The sequence below is a fragment of the Paraburkholderia podalyriae genome (genome assembly GCF_014397785.1).
In the GTDB taxonomy this organism is placed as follows: domain Bacteria; phylum Pseudomonadota; class Gammaproteobacteria; order Burkholderiales; family Burkholderiaceae; genus Paraburkholderia; species Paraburkholderia podalyriae.
This window is the reverse complement of the sequence record NZ_VZQQ01000006.1, coordinates 143427-167210: the sequence shown is the minus strand read 5'-3', so window position 1 is coordinate 167210 and position 23784 is coordinate 143427. Positions and strand designations below refer to the sequence as shown.

Genomic DNA, 23784 nt, shown 5'->3' with positions numbered 1-23784 from the left:
CGCGCGTACGCTCAGCTCGCCGCCAACTCCGCCTTCGGCGAGAAAGAATCGCTTTGCGCGATCGGCCAGTACGTCTCGAACAGCGTATAGCGATAGTTGCCGTTGAGCAGATCGTTCGGTTCGAGATACTTGAGCAGATCCGACATCAGCCGCACCTCATGCGAGGACACGCGCCGCACGATGTGATGCGCGCGCAGTTCCGCCGGATGCCGGAGCCCGGCGGCCTGGATGATTTCCCGTAACGCGTGTAGCGTGTTGTGGTGGAAGTTGTACACGCGATCGGCCTTGTCCGGCACGACGAGCGCGCGCTGGCGCACCGGGTCCTGGGTCGCGACGCCGGTCGGGCAGCGGCCGGTATGGCAGGTCTGCGCCTGGATGCAGCCCACCGCGAACATGAAGCCGCGCGCCGCGTTGACCCAGTCCGCGCCGATCGCGAGCGTTTTCGCGATATCGAACGCGGTGATCATCTTGCCGCTCGCGCCGATGCGGATGCGCTGCCGCAGACCGATGCCGACCAGCGTGTTGTGCACGAGCAGCAGCCCTTCCTGCAACGGTACGCCGACGTGATCGGTGAATTCGAGCGGCGCCGCGCCGGTGCCGCCTTCCGCGCCGTCGACGACGATGAAGTCCGGCAGGATGCCCGTTTCCAGCATCGCCTTCGCGATACCGAAGAATTCCCAGGGATGCCCGATGCAAAGCTTGAAACCGGTCGGCTTGCCGCCCGACAGCGTGCGCAGCCGCTCGACGAATTCGAGCAGCTCGCGCGGCGTCGAGAACTCGGAATGTGTCGCCGGAGAGATGCAGTCGCGGCCCATTGGCACGCCGCGCGTCTCGGCGATTTCGGGCGTGATCTTCGCGGCCGGCAGCACGCCGCCGTGACCGGGCTTTGCGCCCTGCGACAGCTTCACCTCGATCATCTTTACCTGCGGTTCGGCGGCCTGCCTGGCGAATTTTTCGGCGTTGAAGCTGCCGTCGTCGCTACGGCATCCGAAATAGCCGGACGCGATTTCCCAGATGATGTCGCCGCCATGTTCGCGGTGATATTTCGACATCGAGCCTTCGCCGGTGTCGTGCGCGAAGTTGCCTTTCTTCGCGCCGAGATTCAGCGCCATGATCGCATTGGCCGATAGCGAGCCGAAGCTCATCGCCGACACGTTGAAGATCGACATCGAATACGGCTGCGCGCGATCGGGTCCGACGACGATGCGAAAGTCGTGACCGTCGAGCGTGGTCGGCGCGAGCGAGTGGCTGATCCATTCGTGCGCGACCGCCTTCACGTCGATCCGCGTGCCGTATGGGCGGCTGTCGACATCGTTCTTCGCGCGCTGATAGACGATGCTGCGTTGCGCGCGCGAGAACGGTTTCTCGTCGGTATCGTCTTCGACGAAATACTGACGGATCTCGGGACGGATGAATTCGAAAATGAAACGCAGGTGGCCCCACAGCGGGTAATTGCGCAGGATCGCGTGGCGCTGTTGCGTCAGGTCAAACACGCCGAGCGCGACGAGCGCGGCCGGCACGATGATCCAGAACCACGACAGACGATGCGTCGCGGCGAGCGCGGCACATACCGCGGTGAGCGCGATGGCGCACCACATGGCCAGATAGCGTCGAGAAAACATGGGGACTCCAGTGCGGTGAAGATCATTGCGGCGGGCTCGTCTGCGCGAGGGGCGCGGACGGAATCCGTCGCGAAGGGAAACTGGCGGCCGCAGGTCGCGGCGTGACGCGGAGCGGGGAAGCCCGAAGATAAGGCCTGAGAATGAAGGCCAGCGTTGCACGCGAAGGTGAAGCGTGTGTGACTGCATCGAGTGGGGGGCGCGAGGCGAATGGCGTGTGCAGCGCGCGCGTGTCGGCGTGGTGCGACCCGCCGCGCTCGCCGTGATGCATCGCTCAACGCGCGCCGAGCAGCGCCGCTTTTTGCCGCGGGGTTTGAGGCTCGTCCTGAGATGGGCCCTGCGGCTGCTTTGGCTTGTGCGCCTGCTTGCGACGCTGCGCGCGGGTCTGTTTCGGCGCCTGATCCTGCGGCAGCTCGGCCGGCTGCCCGGTTATCGCGCGTTCGATGATGCCGCCGCCGAGGCACACGTCGCCGTCGTACAGCACCGCCGATTGCCCCGGCGTGACGGCCCATTGCGCGGCGTCGAAGGTCAGCTCGAACAGGCCTTCGCCCGAACCGCCAGCCGTCGCGGCGTTGAACGTGCATCGCGCGTCGGCCTGCCGGTAGCGCGTCTTCGCGCCGCACACGAAGCCGTCGGCCGGCGGCTCGCCCGCGACCCAGCTCGTGTTGCCCGCCGACAGCGTATCGCACAGCAGCCACGGATGATCGTGCCCCTGCGCGACGTACAGCGTATTGGTCGGAATGTCCTTGCCGGCGGCGAACCACGGCTCGCCGCTGCCGTCCTTGCTGCCGCCGAGCCCGATGCCCTTGCGCTGGCCGAACGTGTAGAACGCGAGGCCGATGTGTTCGCCGACGATCTTGCCGTCGATGGTCTTCATCGGCCCCGGTTTGGTCGGCAGATAGCGGTTCAGGAAGTCGCGGAAAGGCCGCTCGCCGATGAAGCAGATGCCGGTCGAATCCTTCTTCTTCGCGTTGGGCAAGCCGATCTGCGCGGCGATCTCGCGCACTTTCGTCTTGGGAATTTCGCCGAGCGGGAACAGGGTTTTCGACAACTGCGCCTGGTTCAGCCGATGCAGGAAGTACGACTGGTCTTTCGTATGATCGAGCGCCTTCAGCAGCTCGAAGCGGCCGTCGTTCTCGCGCACGCGCGCATAGTGGCCGGTCGCGATGGTCTGCGCGCCGAGCGATATCGCGTGATCGAGGAAGGCCTTGAACTTGATTTCGGCGTTGCACAGCACGTCCGGGTTCGGCGTGCGGCCGGCCGAATATTCGCGCAGGAACTCGGCGAACACGCGGTCCTTGTACTCGGCCGCGAAGTTGACCGCCTCGACGTCGATGCCGATCAGATCCGCCACCGACACCACGTCGATCCAGTCCTGGCGCGTCGAGCAGTATTCGCTGTCGTCGTCGTCTTCCCAGTTCTTCATGAACAGGCCGACCACGTCGTAGCCCTGTTCCTTCAGCAGCCACGCGGTAACCGACGAATCGACGCCGCCCGACATGCCTACTACGACTTTACGCTTGCTCATAAGGTACTCACTGGGTGCTGCATGACTGCATGGATCTTGGGGGCCGCTAGTGACGGCCTTACCGCTTCGGCCCGACCGAATGCGTATGCACGAAGTCGAGCGGGAAACGCCGGCCGGCCAGGTAATCGTCGATGCACTGCATCACGAGCGGCGTGCGATGCCGATCGGGGCACGCGCGCAACTCTTCGGCGCTCATCCACAGCGTGCGGACAATGTCCGCATCGAGCGAGCTCGCCGGGTCCGGCTCGCCGCCCGCGCCGCAAAAGGTGAAGCGCAGGTAAGTGGTGCCCGCGCGGTCCGGTCGCTCGATGTGGGTCATGTACATGCCGACGAGCGCCTCGGGCGCGAACGGATGGGCGGTTTCCTCGAGCGTTTCGCGGACCACCGCTTCCAGCAGCGTTTCGCCCGCCTCGAGGTGGCCGGCGGGCTGGTTCAGGCGCAGGCCGGCGGTGGTGTGTTCCTCGACCAGCAGGAAGCGCCCGTGACGCTCGACGATCGCCGCGACGGTCACGTGCGGCACCCAGGTTTCCGGTTTCATGGGTGCGCATTTTACCGGTTATGCGCGCCGGCTGCCGGGCGGCGGGCGGGCGCTGGGGCGGGGCGGCGACCACTGGTGGCTAGCAACAGGTTCACACCGGGTTCACAGCAGGTTCAGAGCAGGTTCAGAGCAGGTTCACACCGGATTCGCGGCCGGTTCGCGGCAGATCGGCAACAATTTGGCGGTCTACCGCGCATTCGCATCGACCCCGATTTCTGCGCCGTGGCGGTTTCGGTTAAAGTGAGGCCCTGCATTAGCCGTTGCATCTGCAAGCCGGCGAGCCTCGTCGGCGGATCTGCCGTCAAACAGGAAGTCGAGGAGGAACCACGATGCACATCGGAGTGCCAGCCGAGACGCGCGCGCATGAAACCCGCGTTGCCGCGACGCCCGAAACGGTCAAGAAGTACGTGGCGCAAGGGCACCGGGTCACGCTCCAGAGCGGCGCGGGCGCCGGCGCGAGCTTTCCCGACGACGCCTATACGGCCGTGGGCGCGGAAATCGTCGATGCCGCCACCGCGTTCGGCGCCGATCTCGTCCTCAAAGTCCAATCCCCCACTGATTCCGAACTGCCGCTTCTGAAGCGCGGCGCGACGCTCGTCGGCATGCTCGACCCGTTCAACGCCGACAATACGGGCAAACTCGCCGCGGCCGGCGTGACCGCGTTCGCGCTCGAAGCCGCGCCGCGCACGACACGCGCGCAGAGCCTCGACGTGCTCTCGTCGCAGGCGAATATCGCCGGCTACAAGGCGGTGCTGCTCGCGGCGACCCTTTATCCGCGCTTCATGCCGATGCTGATGACCGCGGCCGGCACCGTGAAGGCCGCGCGGGTGCTGATTCTGGGCGCGGGCGTGGCCGGCTTGCAGGCGATCGCGACCGCGAAGCGCCTCGGCGCCGTGCTGGAGGCGTCCGACGTGCGCCCAGCCGTCAAGGAGCAGATCGAATCGCTCGGCGCGAAGTTTCTCGACGTGCCCTATGAAACCGACGAAGAACGCGACGCCGCGCAGGGTGTCGGCGGCTATGCGCGGCCGATGCCGCCGTCGTGGCTCGCGCGCCAGTCGGCGCTGGTGCACGAGCGTGCAAAGCAGGCCGACATCGTGATCTCGACCGCGCTGATTCCGGGCCGCCCGGCGCCGACGCTGCTGTCGGTCGACACCGTGCAGGCGATGAAACCAGGCTCCGTGCTGGTCGACCTCGCGGCCGGCCGCGGCGCGGAAGTCGATGGCCGGCGCGGCGGCAATTGTCCGCTGACCGAGGCGGACCAGGTGGTGGTGCGCCATGGCGTGCAGATCGTCGGCTATACGAATCTCGCCGCGATGGTGCCCGCCGACGCGTCGTCGCTGTACGCGCGCAACCTGCTCGACTTCCTGAAGCTGATCGTCACGAAGGAAGCCACGCTGAACATCGATCTCGCGGACGACATCGTCGCGGCCACGCTGCTGGCCCGCGACGGCCAGGTCACGCGCAAAGCCTAGGAGGCAACGGCGATGGAAGTCATCAATCACACGGTGATCAATCTGATCACCTTCGTGCTGGCGATCTACGTCGGCTATCACGTGGTCTGGAACGTCACGCCCGCGCTGCATACGCCGCTGATGGCCGTGACCAATGCGATCTCGGCGATCGTGATCGTCGGCGCGATGCTTGCGGCGGGGCTGACGGTCGGCGGCGCGGGCAAGATCTTCGGCACGGTCGCGGTCGCGCTCGCGGCGGTCAACGTGTTCGGCGGCTTTCTCGTCACCCGGCGCATGCTGGAGATGTTCAGGAAGAAGGAACCCAGGAAGCTGGAATCCAAACCCATGGCTGGCGGCAAGGAGGGTACGTAAATGAGCCTGAACGTCGTCACGCTGCTGTATCTGGTCGCGTCGGTCTGCTTTATCCAGGCGCTCAAGGGACTATCGAATCCAAAGACCGCGCGCGTTGGCAATACCTTCGGCATGGTCGGCATGGCGATCGCGATTCTGACGACCATCGCGCTGATCTCGCGGCAGGCCGAAGCGCTCGGCTCCAATCTCGGTCTCGGTCTCGGCCTGCTGCTGTTCGGGCTCGTGATCGGCGGCGCGATCGGCGCGTTCGTCGCCGCGCGCGTCGAGATGACGAAGATGCCCGAGCTCGTCGCGGCGATGCACTCGCTGATCGGTCTCGCGGCCGTGTGCATAGCGTATGGGGTGGTGTCGGAGCCGGCCGCGTTCGGCCTCGTCGATCCCGACGTGCCGATCGAGGGCTTCCTGCCGTACGGCAATCGCATCGAGCTGTTCATCGGCACGTTCGTTGGCGCGATCACGTTCTCCGGTTCGGTGATCGCGTTCGGCAAACTGTCGGGCAAGTACAAGTTCCGGTTGTTTCAGGGCGCGCCGGTCGTCTACGGCGGCCAGCATCTGATCAACCTGATGCTCGCGCTCGCGATGTTCGGCTTCGGCATCCTGTTCTTCCTCACGCAGTCATGGCTGCCGTTCATCATCATGACGATCATCGCGTTCGTGCTCGGCGTGCTGATCATCATTCCGATCGGCGGCGCGGACATGCCGGTCGTCGTGTCGATGCTGAACTCGTACTCGGGCTGGGCGGCGGCGGGCATCGGCTTTTCGCTGAACAATCCGATGCTGATCATCGCCGGCTCGCTGGTCGGTTCGTCGGGTGCGATCCTGTCATACATCATGTGCCGCGCGATGAACCGCTCGTTCTTCAACGTGATCCTCGGCGGCTTCGGCAACGAGCCGGGCGCGGGCGCGGCCGCGGGCGGCGCGGCCGAGCAGCGTCCGGTGAAATCGGGTTCGGCGGACGACGCGTCGTTCATGCTCGGCAACGCCGAGACAGTCGTGATCGTGCCGGGCTATGGGCTGGCCGTGGCGCGCGCGCAGCATGCGCTGAAGGAGCTGACCGACAAGCTGGTCGAGAAGGGTATCGAGGTGAAGTACGCGATTCACCCGGTGGCCGGCCGCATGCCGGGTCACATGAACGTGCTGCTCGCCGAGGCCGAAGTGCCGTACGACATGGTCTACGAGATGGAGGACATCAACGGCGAGTTCGGCCAGGTCGACGTGGTGCTGGTGCTTGGCGCGAACGACGTGGTGAATCCGGCGGCGAAGAACGATCCGCAGTCGCCGATCGCCGGCATGCCGATTATCGAGGCATACAAGGCCCGCACCGTGATCGTCAACAAGCGCTCGATGGCGGCGGGCTACGCCGGGCTCGATAACGACCTGTTCTACATGGACAAGACGATGATGGTGTTCGGCGACGCGAAAAAGGTGATCGAGGATATGGTGAAGGCGGTCGACTAGTTCGTTAGCGCTGAACAACCTAAGATCGCGGTGTGTCGCCGCCGCGATCCTTTTCATCTTTTCGGCCTCGCGTCCACATGCCGCAGCAAATCCGCGAGCCGCCTGCCTTCCTGATCCGGATAAGTGTCGAGCACTTCGAGATCGCGCATCTTCTCCAGTCCGAAGTTGCGGAAATCGCCGCGCAGTTCGCACCATGCGCCGAGCGTCCAGCGCGCGCCCCAGTACGCGAGCGCGAGCGGCCAGACGCGGCGCTCGGTGTCGGCGCCGTTCGCGTCGGTGTAGGCGAAGCGCACCACCTGGCGCGTATCGATCGCGCGATGCAGCGTGTCGAGTTGCGTCGAAAAATCTCCCTTGATGTGAAACGACGGCGCAAAGATGGCGAGCCGTTCGAGCGCCGCGCGCTTGTCGGCGGGCATTGCCGACGCGATTTTGGCCAGCGCGCCACGCGCGCCGCTCGCGAAGCCCGCGCCGCCCCACGACTCGAGCATGCGCGCGCCGGCGGCGAGCGCGGCGAGTTCGTCGGCGGTGAAGGTGAGCGGCGGCAGACTCGCCGAGCGCGACAGCCGATAACCGATGCCCGCTTCGCCTTCGATCGGCACCCCTGACAATTGCAGATCGCGCACGTCGCGATAGACCGTGCGCGGCGAGATGTTCAGCCAGTCGGCCAGTTGCTGAGCGGTGGTCAGGCGCCGGCCGCGCAGCAGTTCGGCGATCTGGAACAGGCGGTCGGCGCGGCGCGTCATCGTGGGCGTCGGGTAGAGGAGGAGGGGGACGGTCCCGCGATGATAGCGCCGCATGGCGGCCTTCGGTTGGGGCGCGGCGGCTTCAGGCGCGCTTAGCCGTTGGTGCGCGAATGCAGACCGACGCGGTTGCCTTCGGTATCGGTGAAGAACGCGATATAGCCGATGTCCTGCGGCAGCTTGATCACCGGGCCGTCGGTCTTGCCGCCCGCACGTTCGATGCGCGCGAGGGTCGCGTCGACGTTGGGCAGCGCGTTCAGGTAGACGGTGACGCCGTCGGCGCCGGGCGTCATCGACGGATTGTGGACGATCGCGCCGCCGGTCGCGGGCTCCTCGTAGCTGAATACGGCGATCGGCTGGCCGCCGATCTCCTGGCGATTCAGCGGGGCGTCGAGCGCGGCTTCGTAGAAGCGCACCGCGCGATCGAAATCGATCGACGGGATCTCGAACCAGGCAACGAGTTTGGGCAATGCGGACATGACATTCTCCTTCGGTTGGCAGTAGGCCGTTCAAGCGCCGGATGGCGTGGGAAGGAGTGTGCGGGGGTGCTGCTGACAGCGTGGTGGCAGTAGGGTGGGAAGACGCCGCGACGACAGGGCAACCACAGGGCGACGACAGCGCGCGCCGCCCGCTAGAAACTACCTCAAGCCGCCGGCGTATCGCCCTGCGGACGCTGCCGCACGCTGCCAGCAATCAGATCGAAGCGGAACAGCCGGCATTCGAGCGCGCCGTTGAACAGCGGGGTCTTCGTCGATTCGCGCAGCCGCAGTTGACCCGGTAGCTTGCGATCCGATGTCAGGATAAACGCATGCCATCCGGCAAAGCGCTGCTTCAACGCATTGCCGAGCAACTGGAAAAATTCGCTGTCCGGCACTTCTTCCTGAACGCGGCGGAAGCCGTCGTCGTCGCGATTGCCGCGGCCTTCGCGAAGCTCGCCGCGCGCATTGCGGCCGCGCACTTCGATCCGCTCGCCATACGGCGGATTCGCGACGAGGATGCCCGGCGTCGATGTCGGCGGCGTCATGTCGCGCGCGTCGAGCTGCTTCAGCGCAATGGCCGGCAAGCCGGCGCGCTCGAAATTCGCGCGTGCTTTTTCGAGCATGTCGCCGGAGATATCGCTGCCGAAAATCTGCAGATCCGTGCCGCGCGAGCCGCGTGCCGCGTTTTTCGCTTCGAGCGCGGCGCCCTTCAGCGCTTGCCAGATCCGCGCGTCGAACTGTTTGAGCTTTTCGAAGCCGAAGCGCCGCTCGACGCCCGGCGCGATGTTCAGCGCGACCTGCGCCGCTTCCGCGAGAAACGTGCCGCTGCCGCACATCGGATCGTAGAGCGGCGTGCCGGCCTGCCAGCCGGTCAGTCGCAGGATGCCCGCGGCGAGATTTTCGCGCAGCGGTGCCGCGCCCTTGTCCAGGCGCCAGCCGCGCTTGAACAGTGGATCGCCCGAGGTATCGAGGTATAGCGTGCAGTCGGTCGCGGTCACGAACGCGAACACGCGCACGTCGGGCATCGCGGTGTCGATGTTCGGTCGCGCGCCGCTCTTTTCGCGCAGACGATCGCAGATCGCGTCCTTCACGCGCAGCGTCGTGAACTCGAGGCTGCGCAGCGGCGACTTGATCGCGGTGACGTCGACGCGCAGCGTCTCGTGCGCGGAGAACCACTGCTCCCAGCGCTGTTCGAGCGCGAGCGCGTAGATGTCCTGCTCGCCACGATAGGGCCGCTGCGCGATTTTCAGCAGCACGCGGCTCGCGAGACGCGAGTGCAGGTTGGCCGCCATGCCGGCGGCCCAGCCGCCGCTGAAATGCACGCCGCCCGGCACCTGGACGCCGGCCGTGAATGCGGCGCCGTTCAGATGTTCGGCGGCAATTTCGGCGAGTTCGGCCGCGAGCGAAGCTTCGAGCCCGCGCGGGCAAGGAAGGAAGAAATCGAAGGACATTGAGGTTGCCGCAAGGCGTTGGATAAGGCGCTATTGTACGCGGTCAGGGTCGGCGGGCCGGCGCGATTGGCGCGCCGGCCCACGGCGCGACCCGTAGGAACACACGTGTGCACGCGCGCACCGGGCTGCCGCCGGCCAGGCCCTGTCAGGCGCCGGCTCCCGTGGCCGTTTCCGCGGAAGGACAGGGCGGCACGACCGGCGCCGCGGCCGGTCTGGCGGAAGGCGAAGTCCGGCCCGTTGTGGCCGTGGTAACGACGGCCGCGGCCGCCATCGCGCGAACCCCGATCGCGATCTGCGTCGACACTTCCGCAAGCGCGCGCCGATGTCCATCGACGAGCGCGTCGTACCCGCCGCCAACCGTTTCGCCGACCACGCTGCGACACGTCATCACCGCATTGCTGCGCACGGCCCGCACGCTCCACACCGCGTCGATCAACGCATGTGAGCCGGGCCACGACTCGAAGCGCTGCACGTTCATCGCGATCCGGTAGACGGCCACGTCGTCGGGGTGCGCGGTGCCGAACGTATCGAGGGTGCCGAGCTGCTGCGTCAGATTCGTCGACAGCGCGCGGCGGATTTCATCGCCGGGCAGCGACGCCCAGCGTTCCTGTTCGAGCAACTGCACCTGAGTCGGCCCGCTCTGCACGACCAGCTGATTTCTCGCTACCTGCGGCGGCACGTTGACCGGCGCGACTTCGATCAGCCACGCGGGCGCGGCGCCCGTGCGCGCGACGGCCGACGCGGCGCCATTCGCGCCGGCCGCTGCGCTATCCGCGCCGCCCAGCGTATAGAAACGGCTCGACGGCGACGAGCACGCCGCGATGGCGAGCGCCGCGGCCAGCGCGGTGCCATACACGACGCCGCGTACGGCGGCGCGCACGAGCGCGCGCGGCGGACGGGGGAGCCGGGCAAACATCATGGTTTATCTCCTGATTTACCACGCAACAGCGATTCGGGATGACGTTCCAGGTAGTCCGACAGCGCGTTCAGCGACTGCAACGTGCGCGTCAGTTCCTGCAACGCCTGATGAACGTCGGACTGCATCGGCGAATCCTGCTGCAAGGTTGCCTGGGCCGAACTGAAGGTCTGCTTCGCGGCCGTCAGCGTGTCGCGCGCCTGCGGCACGACTTCCTTGTCGAGACGCGAGAACAGTTGGTCGGCGTTCTTCAGCGCGGTGTTCAGGTTCGCGCCGATCTGGTCGAACGGCACCTTGTCGAGCTTCTTCGCGATGTCGGCGACCTGCAGCTGCAATTCGTCGAGCGTGTTCGGAATGGTCGGCAGCTCGAGCGGATCGGTCGTCACGTCGACCTTGGCCGGCGGCGCTTTCGGGAAGATATCGAGCGCCACGTACAGCTGGCTCGTGATCAGGTTGCCGGTGCGCAACTGGCCGCGCAGTCCGTGCCTGACGAGTTCCTGCAGCAGGTTCTCGCCGGCGAGCGTGCCCGCCTGCGGCGCGCTCTCGCGGAAGCGCTTGCCGAGGCGGTCCGGGTACAGGTTCATCGTGACCGGCATGGTGAAGCTCTGAGTCTTCGGATCGTAGTCGATGCCGATATTGGTCACCTGGCCGAGCACGATGCCGCGGAAGTCGACCGGCGCGCCGATCGACAGCCCGCGCAGCGACTGGTTGAAGTTCATCACGACGCGCAAGGGGACGCCGTCCGGTTCGCGCATCGCGTCCCCTTCGTCCGAGCCGAGGCGGAACGTCTGGTCGTTCGGCGCCTGCGGGCCCATGTTCTGTCCCGGTGGCGACTGGAACGACAGCCCGCCGACGATCACCGTCGCGAGCGACTGCGTATTCAGCTTGAAGCCGCTCGAATCGAGCCGCAGATCGACGCCGCTCGCATGCCACCAGCGGGTGTTGGTGCCGACGTACTGGTCGAACGGCGCGGACACGAACACCCGCATCGTGACGCCGGTGCCGTCCTTGTCGAGCGAGAAGCCGACCACCTGACCGACCTGCACGCGCCGATAGAAAATCGGCGAGCCGATGTCGATCGAGCCGAGCGAATCGCCGTGCAGCGTGTACTGACGGCCTTTTTTATCGCCGGTAACGGGCGGCGGCGTTTCGAGGCCGACGAAGTCGCTCTCGCTGTCGGTCGAGCGGCCCGCGTCGGCGCCGATGTACGAGCCCGACAGCAGTGTGGTCAGACCCGACACGCCGCTTGCGCCGACGCGCGGACGCACCACCCAGAAGCGCGAGTCCTTGACCGCGAACTTTCCGCCTTCCTTGGTGAGCTGCACCTGCACCAGCACGTGCGACAGATCCGGCGCCAGCGTGATCGTCTTCACCGCACCGACATCGACGTCCTTGTACTTGACCTTGGTCTTGCCCGGCTCGAGCCCTTCCGCGCTGACGAAGCTGATCGTGATCACCGGCCCGCGCTCGGTCACCGACCTGACCACGAGCGCGATGCCGATCAGCGCGGCAATCAGCGGAATTACCCAGACGAGCGACGGCAGCCAGCGGCTGCGTGGTTCGATGTCGGGGTCGGGCAGTTGGGGCGGCAGTCTGGGTCCGTTCGAATCGTTGCGCGGCGCGTCATCGGAAGCGGGCGTCGGTTCTTGCGGGCTAGTCATGATCGAGATCCTGAGGTGTTGGGGTACTGCTTTCCACGGGGTCCCAGATGAGTCGTGGATCGAATTGCATGGAGGCCAGCATCGTCAGGATCACGACCGAGCCGAACGCGATAGCGCCTGGCCCGGCCGTGATCACGGCCAGCGATTTGAAACGCACGAGCGCCACGGTGAGCGTGACGACGAAGACGTCGAGCATCGACCAGCGGCCGATCCGCTCGACCATCCGGTACAGTGTCGTGCGCTGTTGCGGACGCCAGTGCGAGCGGCGCTGCGCGCTGACGGTGAGCAGCACGAGCACCGAGAGCTTCAGCATCGGCACCATGATGCTGGCGATGAACACGATCATCGCGAGCGGCCAGTCGCCGGAGGTCCAGAAATAGACGACGCCGCTCATGATGGTGTCGTCCTCGGAGCCGAGCAGCGACGACGTGTGCATCACCGGCAGCAGGTTCGCCGGAATATACAGCAGCGCCGCGGCGATCAGCAGCGCCCATGTGCGCATCACGCTGTCGGGGTTGCGCGAGTGCAGACGCGCGCCGCAGCGGCCGCAGTGCTGCGGCGTGACCGAGCGGATGCGCGGTTCGACGCGACCGCACGAATGGCAGGACAGGAGGCCCGCGCGTTTCGCGGTGACGTATTTCATCGCGGGCTCATCGTTCGCGCCCCGTGGGCGGCAAGCCGGGCGAGGTGCTGCCCGCTGGGCCGTGGGTTGAGTCACCCGCGGTGCCACCGGCGGTGTCACCGGTCGAGGCCGCGATGCTGGCGGACGGCGCCGGCGGACCGGCGAGTGAGCCGACCGCGACCGCCGCGCTGTCGGCCGACGTGCGCGGCAACGGCTGGTCGCCGCGCGCGTCGAGCTCGTCGGCGACATCCCACAGCACGCGCGGATCGAATGTGACGACGACCGCCAACATCAGCGTCAGCGCGCCGAACGCGAACAGCGCCGCCTCGGGAATCACGCGCGCGATGCTCACCATCTTAACGATCGTGATCAGCACGCCGAGCATGAACACTTCGATCATGCCCCACGGCCGCACGAACTGGATCGCGCGCAGCACGCGATTGAAGTGCGCGGGCACGTAGCCCGCGCGCAGCGGCACCAGCACGTATAGCAGCGCGACGAGTTCGGTGAGCGGAAAGAGGAGGGTCGAGCAGAACACCATCACGGCGACGATCTCCATGTCCTCGCCCCACAGCGCGATGAGAGCGCCGAACAGCGTGGTCTGCGACGTGATGCCGTTGGTTTCGAGTTCGACGATCGGAAAGCCCTGCGCGATCAGGAACGTAAACAGCGCGGCGAGCGTCAGCGCGCAGATCGCGTCGAGCTTGCGCGAGACGCCGCGATAGAGCGTCGCGCCGCAGCGCGGACAGCGCGCGGCGACGCGCCCGACAAGCCGTGGCTTGCGGAACAGCGTATCGCATTCATGGCACGCGATCAGGTTGTCATGTTCCATGCGGCAGATGGGCTAACGACGTAGTAGCGGCGTGCAAGGCCTGCTCTTTACGAGGGGTCGGGCGGCGGTGAGCAGCAATAGTACCAAACGCGGCCTCGCGACCGACGCGAGCCGCGCGCGGCGCGGGGCGTGGCGCCGTCCCCGCCGCGCGCTGGTCCGGGCCTGAGATGGCGTCGCTTCGGGGCTTTCCGTCCCCGAATCGTTCAACGCAAGGGCGGTGACGCGACGCCTTGGGGCCATTGCAGCGCAAAATTCGGGCCCGTTCCGCCGACGCGCTCCAGCCAGCTTTTCGCGCTTGGGGTAGCATGGCGCCCGTGGCATGCCCGGCGGCCTTTTGTGGCGATGATGTCCGCCGCATCGGCCGCGCGCGCCGCGCCGATGCGCGGCGGCGATCGCGGAATAGCTGGCCGCGGCGCGCCGTTAACTTCTAACTGCCTGCGTTGATCTGTCATGACACTCAATCCATCGTTCGGTACCCGGGAGTCGTACACGCGGACCGCCATCGCGTTTCACTGGCTGATCGCACTGCTGATCGTCTGCGGCTTTGCGCTCGGCTGGGTGATGACCGACATCCCGGGCTTCACGCCCACTAAGCTGCGCTATTTCTCGTGGCACAAATGGATCGGCGTGACCGTGTTCGCGCTCGCGATCGTGCGCATCCTGTGGCGCGCGACCCACGCCTCGCCGCCGATGCCGCGCCGCATGCCCACCTGGCAACGTGGCGCCGCGCATGTCACACATCTGTTGCTGTACGTGCTGATGATCGTGATTCCCGTGTCCGGCTATCTGTATAGCTCGGCGGCGAACGTGCCGGTCGTCTACCTCGGGCTGATTCCGCTGCCGCGAATCATCGCGCCCGATCCGCACCTGAAGGAAGTGCTGAAGAACCTGCACATCGCGTTGAATTACACGTTGCTCGTGCTGGTCGCGCTACACACCGCGGCGGCGCTCAAGCATCAATGGTTCGATCGCGACGGCCTGCTGTCTCGCATGCTTCCTTTCCTCAAATAAGGACATCCATGAAGGTTTCGTTTTATCGCTACATGCTCGCCGCGTTCGCGGCGGCGTCGTTGAGCACCGCGGGTGCGGCGCTCGCGCAGGTCGACGTCGCGAAGAGTTCGGTGATGGCTACCTCGAAGCAGATGAACGTGCCGGTCGAAGGCAAGTTCAACAAGTTCACGGCGCAGGTCAGCTTCGATCCGGCCAAACCGACGGCCGGCAGTGCGCAGCTCAACATCGACGTCGCCAGCTACGATCTCGGCGACGAGAGCTACAACGAGCAGGTGCGCGGCAAGGAATGGTTCGACGCGAAAACCTTTCCGAGCGCGACGTTCGTGTCCAGCGCGATCGCGCCGGCCGGCGGCAACCAGTTCAAGGTGACCGGTAAGCTGACCATCAAGGGCAAGTCGGAGACGGTCGTGGTGCCGGTCACGGTCGGCCAGCAGGGCGCGATGCAGACCTTCGACGGCGCGCTGCCGATCAAGCGCTCGCAGTTCGACATCGGCACCGGCGAATGGAAGGACACATCGGTCGTCGCCGACGAGGTCGTGATCAAGTTTCATATCGTCGCCGCGCACTAGTAACGCGCGCGGCATTCGCGATGTGCGCCGCGCCACGTGGGGCGCGGCCGTTTTCCCACCGCAGGTTGCACCGCGATTTTCAACACAAAACAGGAGCACGAATTGAAAACGTCCATGTTGATCGCTGTTGGCGCGCTGGCTTCGTCGCTGTCGCTTGGCGCCTTCGCCGCCGATACCTATTCGCTTGATCCGATGCATACGTTTCCGAGCTTCGAGGCCGATCACTTCGGCGGTCTGTCGATCTGGCGCGGCAAATTCACGAAGACCACGGGAACGGTGACGCTCGATCGCGCGGCCAAAACCGGCACCATCGACGTCACCGTCGATCCCGCTTCGGTGCAGACCGGCAACCCGAAGCTCGACGATCACCTGAGGGCCGCCGAGTTCTTCGACGTCGAGAAGTATCCGACCGTGACCTACAAGGGCACCGAGATTAAGTTCGACGGCGACAAGCCCGTCGAGGTGATCGGCACGCTGACGATTCGCGGCATCACGAAGCCGGTGAATCTGAAGATCGATTCGTTCAAGTGCATGCAACACCCGGTCCTCAAGCGCGAAGTATGCGGCGTCGAGGCAAGCACCGAATTCAATCGCGCCGATTACGGCATGGAGTTCGGCGCGAAGTACGGCTTCAGCATGCAGACGCGCCTGCATATCCAGTCGGAAGGTATCAAGCAGCAGTAAGCGCGTTCGCGCTGCGCCGCAGCCAGAAAACCGCTTCGGTCGTTCACCGACGAAGCGGTTTTTTATCGCCTGTTGCGAACGCCGCGGCCATGCGTGGCAGCCATCGGCCCATCTGGCGCTCGCTTCATTTTTATTTTTTCAGTTAAATAGAGCGCATCGAGTCATGCCGGCGGTGCGCGCGTTGCCGGGGTGGCCAGCGCGGGCGCCAGGCGTTCGCGTCGATAAATATCTCGCGCGGGACAGGAGATCTGGATGAATTCAACGACAGCAGCAAGCGTCGCGGGAAGCCGGCAGAATTCGTGGCGCGCGGTGGTGGCCGCCTCGATCGGCAACGCGCTCGAATGGTTCGATCTCGTGGTGTACGGCTTTTTCGCCGTGACCATCTCCAAGCTGTTTTTTCCGGCCGGCAACGAGACCGTATCGCTGCTGCTCACGCTCGGCACGTTCGGCGTGTCGTTTTTCATGCGGCCGCTCGGTGCGATCGTGATCGGCGCGTACTCGGACCGCGCCGGGCGCAAGGCGGCGCTCACGCTCTCCATCTTGCTGATGATGAGCGGCACGCTGATCATCGCGATTCTGCCGACCTATCAGAGCATTGGCCTCGCCGCGCCGTTGATCCTCGTGCTCGCACGGCTGATGCAGGGCTTCTCGGCTGGCGGCGAGTTCGGCAGCGCGACCGCGTTTCTCGCCGAGCACGTGCCGGGGCGGCGCGGCTTCTACGCGAGCTGGCAGATGGCGAGCCAGGGTCTGACGACGCTGCTCGCGGCAGGCTTCGGCGCGTTGCTGACTGGCCAACTGTCGCCCGAGCAAATGGCGTCGTGGGGCTGGCGCGTGCCGTTCTTCTTCGGTCTGCTGATCGGGCCGGTTGCGTTCTACATCCGCACCAGGCTCGACGAGACGCCCGAATTCCTGGCCGCCGAAACGACGCAGACGCCGCTGCGCGATACGTTCGCGACGCAGAAGCTGCGGCTCGTGATCGCGATGGGCGTGGTGATCCTCGGGACCGTGTCGGCTTATCTGATGCTGTTCATGCCGACCTATGGTGTGCGGCAACTGGGGCTCGCGCCGTCGGTCGCGTTTGCGGCGATTGCGGTGACGGGCCTGATCCAGATGGTGTTCTCGCCGGTGGCCGGGCATTGGTCGGACCTGCATGGACGCACGCGCATCATGCTGAGCGCGGCGGTACTGCTGTTCGTGCTCGTCTATCCTGCGTTCGCGTTGCTGATCGCGCATCCGAGCTTCGGCACGCTGATCGTGTGGCAGATCGTGTTCGGCTTTCTCGTCAGCGGCTACTTCGGCGCGACGCCGGGGCTGCTGTCGGAGATGTTCCCGGTGCAGACGCGCACGACCGGCATGTCGCTCGCGTATAACATCGCGGTGACGATCTTCGGCGGCTTCGGGCCGTTCATCATCGCGTGGCTGATCAGCGCGACCGGCTCGAAGGCCGCGCCGAGCTACTACGTGATGTTCGCCGCGCTGCTGAGCATCGCGGCGCTGATCGGCGCGCGGCGCAAGCTGGGGTTCCGCTAGGAATGAGGCGGTAACGACGGTGTAGGTAAACGCAAAAGGCCGGTTCGTAATGAACCGGCCTTTTTTATTTGCGCAATCCTCAGCGACTACGCGCGCATCAAACCTGCGCGCCCGCGTTCGGATCGCCGGGGTCGTGGCTTTCCTTCTTGTCCTTCAGCAGGTCTTCGCGTTTGACGCCGAACCACATCGCGAGCGCCGCGGCGACGAACACCGACGAGTAGATACCGAACAGAATACCGACCGTCAGCGCGAGCGCGAAGTAGTGCAGCGTCGGGCCACCGAACAGGAACATCGACAGCACCATCATCTGCGTACAGCCGTGCGTGATGACGGTTCGCGACATCGTGCTGGTGATCGCGTGGTTGATCACTTCGATCACGGTCATTTTGCGTTCGCGGCGGAAGGTCTCGCGAATCCGGTCGAAGATAACGACCGACTCGTTGACCGAATAGCCGAGCACCGCGAGCACCGCGGCCAGCACCGACAACGAGAACTCCCACTGGAAGAACGCGAAGAAGCCGAGAATGATCACGACGTCGTGCAGGTTGGCGATCACGCCGGCTACCGCGTACTTCCATTCGAAGCGGAACGACAGGTAGATCACGATACCGGCGACCACGCACGCGAGCGCGAGCAGACCGTCGGTGGCGAGTTCCTTGCCGACCTGCGGGCCGACGAACTCGACGCGCTGCAACTGCACTTGCGGGGTGTCGGCCCTCAGCGCGCCCATCACCTGCTCGCTCTGCTGCGCGGACGTGTAGCCGGCCTTCAGCGGCAGACGGATCAGCACGTCGTGCGAGGAGCCGAAGTTCTGCACCTGCGCGTCGGCATAGCCGAGCTTGCCGAGCGTATTACGCACCGGGTCGAGCGGCACCGCGCCCGGATACTGCACCTCGATCACGGTGCCGCCGGTGAATTCCACCGACAGATGCAGCCCCCGATGCACGAGGAAGAACACGGCGGCGAGGAAGGTGATCAGCGAGATCGCGTTGAAGATCAACGCGCGCTGCATGAACGGAATGTCTTTACGGAAACGGAAAAATTCCATGGTCTAGTTCTCCGGGACTCAGCGGGATGAACCCGGTTTCTGCGGCGTCGAGTCATTCGACGTCGGCGTACCTGGCGAATTGCGACGGCGCACGGTCGGCTTGGCGCGACCCTGCGCGCCAGGCGCGGCCGGTGCCTTTCGGCTAGCCTTCGCGCTTGCCTTCGCCGTGGCGATGGCCTGGGCGGTGTCGGTCGCGGCGTCGTTGCCGCCGAGGCTGTTGCCAACATACGCGGCCGAGCCTGCCGCCGCCGTTTGCGGACGCCACACCTGGCCGATCGACAGCGACTTCAGCTTCTTCTTGCCGCCGTACCAAAAGTTGACGATGCCGCGCGAAAAGAACACCGCCGAGAACATCGACGTCAGAATGCCGATACAGTGGACGATCGCGAAGCCGCGCACCGGACCCGAGCCGAACGCGAGCAGCGCGAGGCCGGCGATCAGCGTGGTCACGTTCGAGTCGAGAATCGTCGCCCATGCATGCGCGTAGCCGTTCTGGATAGCCAGTTGCGGCGGCGCGCCGTTGCGCAGCTCTTCGCGCACGCGCTCGTTGATCAGCACGTTCGCGTCGATCGCCATACCGAGCGCGAGCGCGATAGCGGCGATACCCGGCAGCGTGAGCGTGGCCTGCAGCATCGACAGCACCGCGACCAGCAGCAGCAGGTTCACGGACAGGCCGATCATCGAGATCACGCCGAACAGCATGTAATACGCGATCATGAACACGGCGATCGCCGCGAAGCCCCACACGACCGAGTGGAAGCCCTTCTTGATGTTGTCGGCGCCGAGGCTCGGGCCGATCGTGCGTTCCTCGATGATTTCCATCGGCGCGGCGAGCGAGCCGGCGCGCAGCAGCAGCGCGAGGTCGGCGGCCGCTTGCGGGGTCGGCTGGCCGGTGATCTGGAAGCGGTCGCCGAGTTCCGATTGGATCGTTGCGACCGTCAGCACTTCGCCCTTGCCGCGTTCGAACAGCACCATCGCCATCGGCTTGCCGATGTTGTCGCGCGACACTGCGCGTACCGCGCGGCCGCCGGCCGAGTCGAGACGGATGTTGACCGACGGACGCTGATGCTCGTCGAAGCCCGCCGACGCGTCGATGATGCGGTCGCCGGTGAAGATCACCTGCTTGCGCAGCAGCACCGGCGCCTGGTTGCCTTGCGTGAAGAGTTCATCGCCCGGCGGCACCGGGTCGTTCGGATTCGGATGCGTGTTGACCGGGTCGGCGAGACGCGCTTCGAGCGTGGCCGTACGGCCGATGATGTCCTTCGCCTTCGCGGTGTCCTGCACGCCCGGCAGTTCGACCACGATGCGGTCCGAGCCCTGTTGCTGGATCACCGGCTCGGCCACGCCGAGTTCGTTCACACGGTTATGCAGCGTCGTGATGTTCTGCTTGAGCGCGGCGTCCTGCACCTCGCGCTGCACGGCCGGCGTGAAGGTACCGACCAGCTGCACGCCGCCGTCCGCGCCGGTGTTCGGCTGCGACGCCCACTGAAGTTCGGTGACGCTGCGGCCGAGCAGCTTGAGTGCCGCGTCCGCCGTGGCCTGGTCGGCCAGATTCACCACCACCGACTGGTTCACGCGATTCACGCCGCCGTCGCGGACGTTGTTGTCGCGCAGCAGCGTGCGTACGTCCGAAGCGTCCGAATCGAGCTTCTTGTTCAGGGCGCCGGCCATGTCGACCTGCAGCAGGAAATGCACGCCGCCGCGCAGGTCGAGACCGAGGTACATCGGCAGTGCGCGCAGCGCGGTCATCCAGGTCGGCGACGCGCTTTGCAGGTTCAGTGCGACGATGTACTGCGGATCGTTCGGGTCGCTATTGAGCGACTTCTGCAGCAGATCCTTGACGCGCAGCTGCGTGTCCGTGTCCGTCAGGCGCACGCGGATGTTCGCGTTGGTCTGCGAGTTGTCGAACGTGATCGCGGTCGGCTTGATCTGATTGTCCGCGAGCGCGGCTTCGACCGACGCGAGCGTGGTGGCGTCGAGCTTGACCGTTGCCTTGCCGCTCGACACCTGCACCGCCGGCGCTTCGCCGTACAGATTGGGCAGCGTGTACACGAGACCGATGACCAGAGCCACCAGCATCACGGCGTATTTCCAGAGGGGGTAGCGATTCATGAGTGGTCCAACGGGAAGGTTGGCTTGGATGCGATGCGTCCGGCGATGAGCGCGGGCTGTTCAGCGAAGTGCATGAACTGCCGGCGAGGCCGCACCGGACGCGAGGAGTGCAGGCCTTACAGCGACTTGATCGTGCCCTTCGGGAGAATCGTCGTGACCGACGCCTTTTGCACGGTGATTTCCGTGCCTTCCGAAATTTCGATGCCGACGTAGGCTTCGCCCACCTTTGTCACCTTGCCGACGATGCCGCCGTTCGTCACGACTTCGTCGCCCCTGGCCATCGCTGCGAGCATGTTGCGATGTTCCTTCTGGCGCTTCATTTGCGGGCGAATCATGATGAAGTACAGCACGCCGAACATCAGGATCAGCGGCAGGAAGCTCATCAGGTTGGATTCGATACCGCCTGCTGCAGCGCCTTGCGCGAAGGCATTGGAAATGAACGACACGTTGGTCTCTCCGTTATCAGTCAAACGAACAAAAAAATCAGCCGGTTATTCTACCACCGGCCAGATGCGCGCCGGCGCGGCGAATCGGCTTTGCGATCAACCGTTTAAAGCTCCGATTCGGCACAAATTCACTGGCCGGCGAAAGTGAATTGTAAGTTGTCGGCGTGTGGCACGCGAAATCCGCCTGCCGGGGCCGTCAGGAGGACGGTTCGACGCCGCGCGCGCGGTCTTCGTGGAAGCGCTTGCGGAATGCGTCGAACAGCTTCGCCTCGATCGCATCGCGCATTTCCTGCATCAGCTCCAGGTAGTAGTGCAGGTTGTGGATCGTGTTCAGCTGCGCGCCGAGGATTTCGCCGACGCGATGCAGATGGTGCAGATAGCCGCGCGTGAAGTTGCGGCAGGTGTAGCAGCCGCATTGCTCGTCGAGCGGGCGCAGTGAGTTCCTGTGCGTCGCGTTGCGGATCTTGACGTCGCCAAAGCGCGTGAACAGCCAGCCGTTGCGCGCGTTGCGCGTCGGCATCACGCAGTCGAACATGTCGACGCCGGCCGCGACCCCGGCCACCAGGTCTTCCGGCGTGCCGACGCCCATCAGGTAGTGCGGCTTGTCGGCCGGCATCCTGGGGCCGATGTGGTTCAGGATCCGCATCATATCTTCCTTCGGTTCGCCGACCGACAGACCGCCGATTGCGAGGCCGTGGAAGTTTTTTTCGGCGAGGCCGGCGAGCGACTCGTCGCGCAGATCCTCGAACATGCCCCCCTGCACGATGCCGAACAGCGCATTCGGATTGCCGAGGCGCTGGAATTCGTCGATCGAGCGTTGCGCCCAGCGCATCGACATGCGCATCGATTCTGCCGCTTCCTTGTGCGAGGTCGGAATGTTGTTGGTCGCATACGGCGTGCATTCGTCGAACTGCATCACGATGTCCGAGTTCAGCACCTTCTGGATCTGCATCGACACCTCCGGCGACAAGAACAGCCGGTCGCCGTTGATCGGCGACGCGAATGTGACGCCGTCCTCGGTGATCTTGCGCAGATCGCCGAGCGAGAACACCTGGAAGCCGCCCGAGTCGGTCAGGATCGGCTTTTTCCAGCCCATGAAGCCGTGCAGGCCGCCGTGCGCGTCGATCGTTTCGAGGCCGGGGCGCAGCCACAGGTGAAACGTGTTGCCGAGGATGATCTGCGCATGCATTTCCTCGAGCTCGCGCGGCTGCACCGCCTTCACGGTGCCGTACGTGCCGACCGGCATGAAGATCGGCGTTTCGACCACGCCGTGATTGAGCGTGACGCGGCCGCGGCGCGCGGGGCCGTCGGTGCCGAGCAGTTCGAATTTGAGGCCGCTGATGTCGTTTCGGGGGTGCTCGTGGCCTGGCTGTTGCGAGGGATGACCAAAGGTCATGGGGATCACTCCTGTGCTACCGGAAAACAGTCCGGCGCAATCAATGAAAACCGCCACGAGCGATCGCAGCGGCTAGGAAAATTGCCAATACCTTGAAACGGTGCCCGCACTGGGTTAGGCATCGCGCCGCGTGAGCAGCATCGCGTCACCGTAGCTGAAAAAGCGATAGCGCTCGTCGATCGCATGACGATACGCGGCGCGAATCGTCTCGACGCCCGCGAATGCCGACACCAGCATCAGCAGCGTCGACTTCGGCAAATGGAAGTTCGTGACCAACCGGTCGACCACACGAAACCGGTAACCCGGCGTGATGAAGATGTCGGTTTCCGCGCTCGCCGCGGCGAGCGGATGGCCGGCGGCTTCGGCGTCGCGCGCGGCGGCTTCGAGCGCGCGCATCGAGGTCGTGCCGACCGCGATCACGCGGTTGCCGCGCGCTTTCGTCGCGGCGATATTGTCCGCGAGCGCTTGCGGCAGGTAATACCGCTCGCTGTGCATCTTGTGCTCGGCGATGTTCTCGACCCGCACTGGCTGGAACGTGCCCGCGCCGACGTGCAGCGTCAGCGTTGCGCGTTCGACGCCATGTGCGTCGAGCCTGGCGAGCAGTGCGTCGTCGAAGTGCAGGCCGGCGGTCGGCGCGGCGACCGCGCCCGGATTCTGCGCGAACACGGTCTGATAGCGGGTTTCGTCGGTCGCGTCGGGGTCGTGCTCGATGTACGGCGGCAGCGGCAGACGGCCGTACTGCTCGATCAGCGTCAGACAGTCGTCGGGGAAATGCAGCGTGTAGAACTGATCGACGCGCTCACCGACGGTGACGTCGAACGCATCGGCGAGACGGATCGTCGTGCCCGCCTGCGGGCTCTTGCTCGCGCGGATCTGCGCGAGCACGCTGCGCTCGCCGGTCAGGCGCTCGACCAGCACTTCGATTCTGCCGCCGCTCGCTTTCTGGCCGAAGAATCGCGCCTTCAGCACTTTGGTATCGTTGAAGACCAGCAGATCGCCCGGCGCGACGCACTCGGGCAGCTCGGTGAAGCGGCGGTCGGTCAGGCGCGCGGCGCCGTCGGCGGCGCCTGCGGCGTCGACGTCGAGCAGACGGCTTGCGCTGCGCTCGGGCAACGCGACTTGCGCGATCAGCTCGGGCGGCAGATCGAAATCGAAATCGGAAAGCGTAAACATGCGAACGACTGGAAGCGGGTTGGGACTGATTTGGGACTGAATCGAGCCGAAGCCGGAGCCGGGCGGCTATGATGGCGGGACGCCGAAGCGGCCCGCGCGCCCCTAGAGCCGCGTCCTGCCCACGCTGGATGCGCGATGCGCGGCACGA

22 protein-coding genes are annotated in these 23784 nt (G+C 65.5%); 7 read left to right on the top strand and 15 right to left on the bottom strand.

Going from position 1 to position 23784, the window contains the following annotated elements; genetic code table 11:
• Positions 1-11 precede the first annotated feature (11 nt).
• The 3 genes from F6X42_RS09215 to F6X42_RS09205 form a co-directional block, all read right to left on the bottom strand.
• On the bottom strand, positions 12-1622 hold the full coding sequence (locus F6X42_RS09215) for an FMN-binding glutamate synthase family protein (protein ID WP_187633910.1): 1611 nt from the start codon (positions 1620-1622) through the stop codon (positions 12-14).
• A gap of 271 nt (positions 1623-1893) precedes the next feature.
• Positions 1894-3147, bottom strand: coding sequence for a tRNA 2-thiouridine(34) synthase MnmA (gene mnmA / locus F6X42_RS09210; RefSeq protein ID WP_187633909.1), 1254 nt, complete (start codon positions 3145-3147; stop codon positions 1894-1896).
• Between the two features lie 58 nt (positions 3148-3205).
• Complete coding sequence (locus F6X42_RS09205) at positions 3206-3685, bottom strand: NUDIX hydrolase (RefSeq protein WP_187633908.1); 480 nt, start codon at positions 3683-3685, stop codon at positions 3206-3208.
• A gap of 329 nt (positions 3686-4014) precedes the next feature.
• On the opposite strand from F6X42_RS09205, the gene F6X42_RS09200 reads away from it, so the two are divergent.
• The 3 genes from F6X42_RS09200 to F6X42_RS09190 are packed head-to-tail and all read left to right on the top strand — an operon-like array spanning position 4015 to position 6966.
• Positions 4015-5157 carry a Re/Si-specific NAD(P)(+) transhydrogenase subunit alpha gene (locus tag F6X42_RS09200; RefSeq protein ID WP_187633907.1) on the top strand — a complete coding sequence of 381 codons (1143 nt, stop codon included), beginning with the start codon at positions 4015-4017 and terminating at the stop codon, positions 5155-5157.
• 12 nt (positions 5158-5169) lie between these two features.
• The gene (locus F6X42_RS09195; protein WP_187633906.1) at positions 5170-5508 is read left to right on the top strand and encodes an NAD(P) transhydrogenase subunit alpha part 2; all 339 of its coding nucleotides are present in this window, start codon (positions 5170-5172) and stop codon (positions 5506-5508) included.
• Positions 5509-6966: an NAD(P)(+) transhydrogenase (Re/Si-specific) subunit beta gene (locus tag F6X42_RS09190; RefSeq protein WP_187633905.1), complete on the top strand. Its 1458-nt coding sequence runs from the start codon at positions 5509-5511 to the stop codon at positions 6964-6966.
• Positions 6967-7019: 53 nt separating this feature from the next.
• Here the strand turns inward: F6X42_RS09190 and F6X42_RS09185 are convergent, their stop codons facing one another.
• The 7 genes from F6X42_RS09185 to F6X42_RS09155 form a co-directional block, all read right to left on the bottom strand.
• On the bottom strand, positions 7020-7763 hold the full coding sequence (locus F6X42_RS09185; RefSeq protein ID WP_187633904.1) for a helix-turn-helix transcriptional regulator: 744 nt from the start codon (positions 7761-7763) through the stop codon (positions 7020-7022).
• 38 nt (positions 7764-7801) lie between these two features.
• Positions 7802-8185, bottom strand: a complete 384-nt coding sequence (locus F6X42_RS09180) for a VOC family protein (protein WP_187633903.1) — start codon at positions 8183-8185, stop codon at positions 7802-7804.
• Between the two features lie 164 nt (positions 8186-8349).
• Positions 8350-9636: a THUMP domain-containing class I SAM-dependent RNA methyltransferase gene (locus F6X42_RS09175; protein ID WP_187633902.1), complete on the bottom strand. Its 1287-nt coding sequence runs from the start codon at positions 9634-9636 to the stop codon at positions 8350-8352.
• A 145-nt stretch (positions 9637-9781) separates the two neighbouring features.
• Positions 9782-10555 carry a PqiC family protein gene (locus F6X42_RS09170; protein ID WP_187633901.1) on the bottom strand — a complete coding sequence of 258 codons (774 nt, stop codon included), beginning with the start codon at positions 10553-10555 and terminating at the stop codon, positions 9782-9784.
• On the bottom strand, positions 10552-12213 hold the full coding sequence (locus tag F6X42_RS09165) for a PqiB family protein (RefSeq protein ID WP_187633900.1): 1662 nt from the start codon (positions 12211-12213) through the stop codon (positions 10552-10554). The genes F6X42_RS09170 and F6X42_RS09165 overlap by 4 nt, the downstream gene beginning before the upstream one ends.
• A complete protein-coding gene (locus F6X42_RS09160) occupies positions 12206-12856 on the bottom strand; it encodes a paraquat-inducible protein A (RefSeq protein ID WP_187633899.1) in 651 nt (216 codons plus the stop codon). Before F6X42_RS09160 ends, F6X42_RS09165 begins: the two co-directional genes overlap by 8 nt.
• A 7-nt stretch (positions 12857-12863) precedes the next feature.
• Positions 12864-13667 (bottom strand): paraquat-inducible protein A, encoded by an 804-nt coding sequence (locus F6X42_RS09155; RefSeq protein ID WP_187633898.1) that lies wholly within the window; start codon positions 13665-13667, stop codon positions 12864-12866.
• 450 nt (positions 13668-14117) lie between these two features.
• Here F6X42_RS09155 and F6X42_RS09150 point away from each other — a divergent pair, with 450 nt between their 5' ends.
• The 4 genes from F6X42_RS09150 to F6X42_RS09135 all read left to right on the top strand — a co-directional run bounded on the left by F6X42_RS09150 (position 14118) and on the right by F6X42_RS09135 (position 17461).
• On the top strand, positions 14118-14678 hold the full coding sequence (locus F6X42_RS09150) for a cytochrome b (protein ID WP_187633897.1): 561 nt from the start codon (positions 14118-14120) through the stop codon (positions 14676-14678).
• Positions 14679-14686: 8 nt separating this feature from the next.
• The gene (locus F6X42_RS09145; protein ID WP_187633896.1) at positions 14687-15247 is read left to right on the top strand and encodes a YceI family protein; all 561 of its coding nucleotides are present in this window, start codon (positions 14687-14689) and stop codon (positions 15245-15247) included.
• A gap of 114 nt (positions 15248-15361) precedes the next feature.
• Positions 15362-15931 carry a YceI family protein gene (locus F6X42_RS09140; protein WP_187634024.1) on the top strand — a complete coding sequence of 190 codons (570 nt, stop codon included), beginning with the start codon at positions 15362-15364 and terminating at the stop codon, positions 15929-15931.
• A gap of 252 nt (positions 15932-16183) precedes the next feature.
• Positions 16184-17461: an MFS transporter gene (locus tag F6X42_RS09135; RefSeq protein ID WP_187633895.1), complete on the top strand. Its 1278-nt coding sequence runs from the start codon at positions 16184-16186 to the stop codon at positions 17459-17461.
• Between the two features lie 97 nt (positions 17462-17558).
• Here F6X42_RS09135 and secF read toward each other — a convergent pair whose 3' ends face one another.
• From secF to queA, 5 genes are all read right to left on the bottom strand, one after another.
• On the bottom strand, positions 17559-18509 hold the full coding sequence (gene secF, locus F6X42_RS09130; protein ID WP_187633894.1) for a protein translocase subunit SecF: 951 nt from the start codon (positions 18507-18509) through the stop codon (positions 17559-17561).
• Positions 18510-18527: 18 nt separating this feature from the next.
• Positions 18528-20621 (bottom strand): protein translocase subunit SecD, encoded by a 2094-nt coding sequence (secD, locus tag F6X42_RS09125; protein WP_187633893.1) that lies wholly within the window; start codon positions 20619-20621, stop codon positions 18528-18530.
• A gap of 116 nt (positions 20622-20737) precedes the next feature.
• Positions 20738-21067: a preprotein translocase subunit YajC gene (gene yajC / locus F6X42_RS09120; RefSeq protein ID WP_018419452.1), complete on the bottom strand. Its 330-nt coding sequence runs from the start codon at positions 21065-21067 to the stop codon at positions 20738-20740.
• A gap of 196 nt (positions 21068-21263) precedes the next feature.
• Positions 21264-22463, bottom strand: coding sequence for a tRNA guanosine(34) transglycosylase Tgt (gene tgt, locus F6X42_RS09115; protein ID WP_187633892.1), 1200 nt, complete (start codon positions 22461-22463; stop codon positions 21264-21266).
• 114 nt (positions 22464-22577) lie between these two features.
• Complete coding sequence (gene queA, locus F6X42_RS09110; protein ID WP_187633891.1) at positions 22578-23636, bottom strand: tRNA preQ1(34) S-adenosylmethionine ribosyltransferase-isomerase QueA; 1059 nt, start codon at positions 23634-23636, stop codon at positions 22578-22580.
• Positions 23637-23784: the final 148 nt, after the last annotated feature.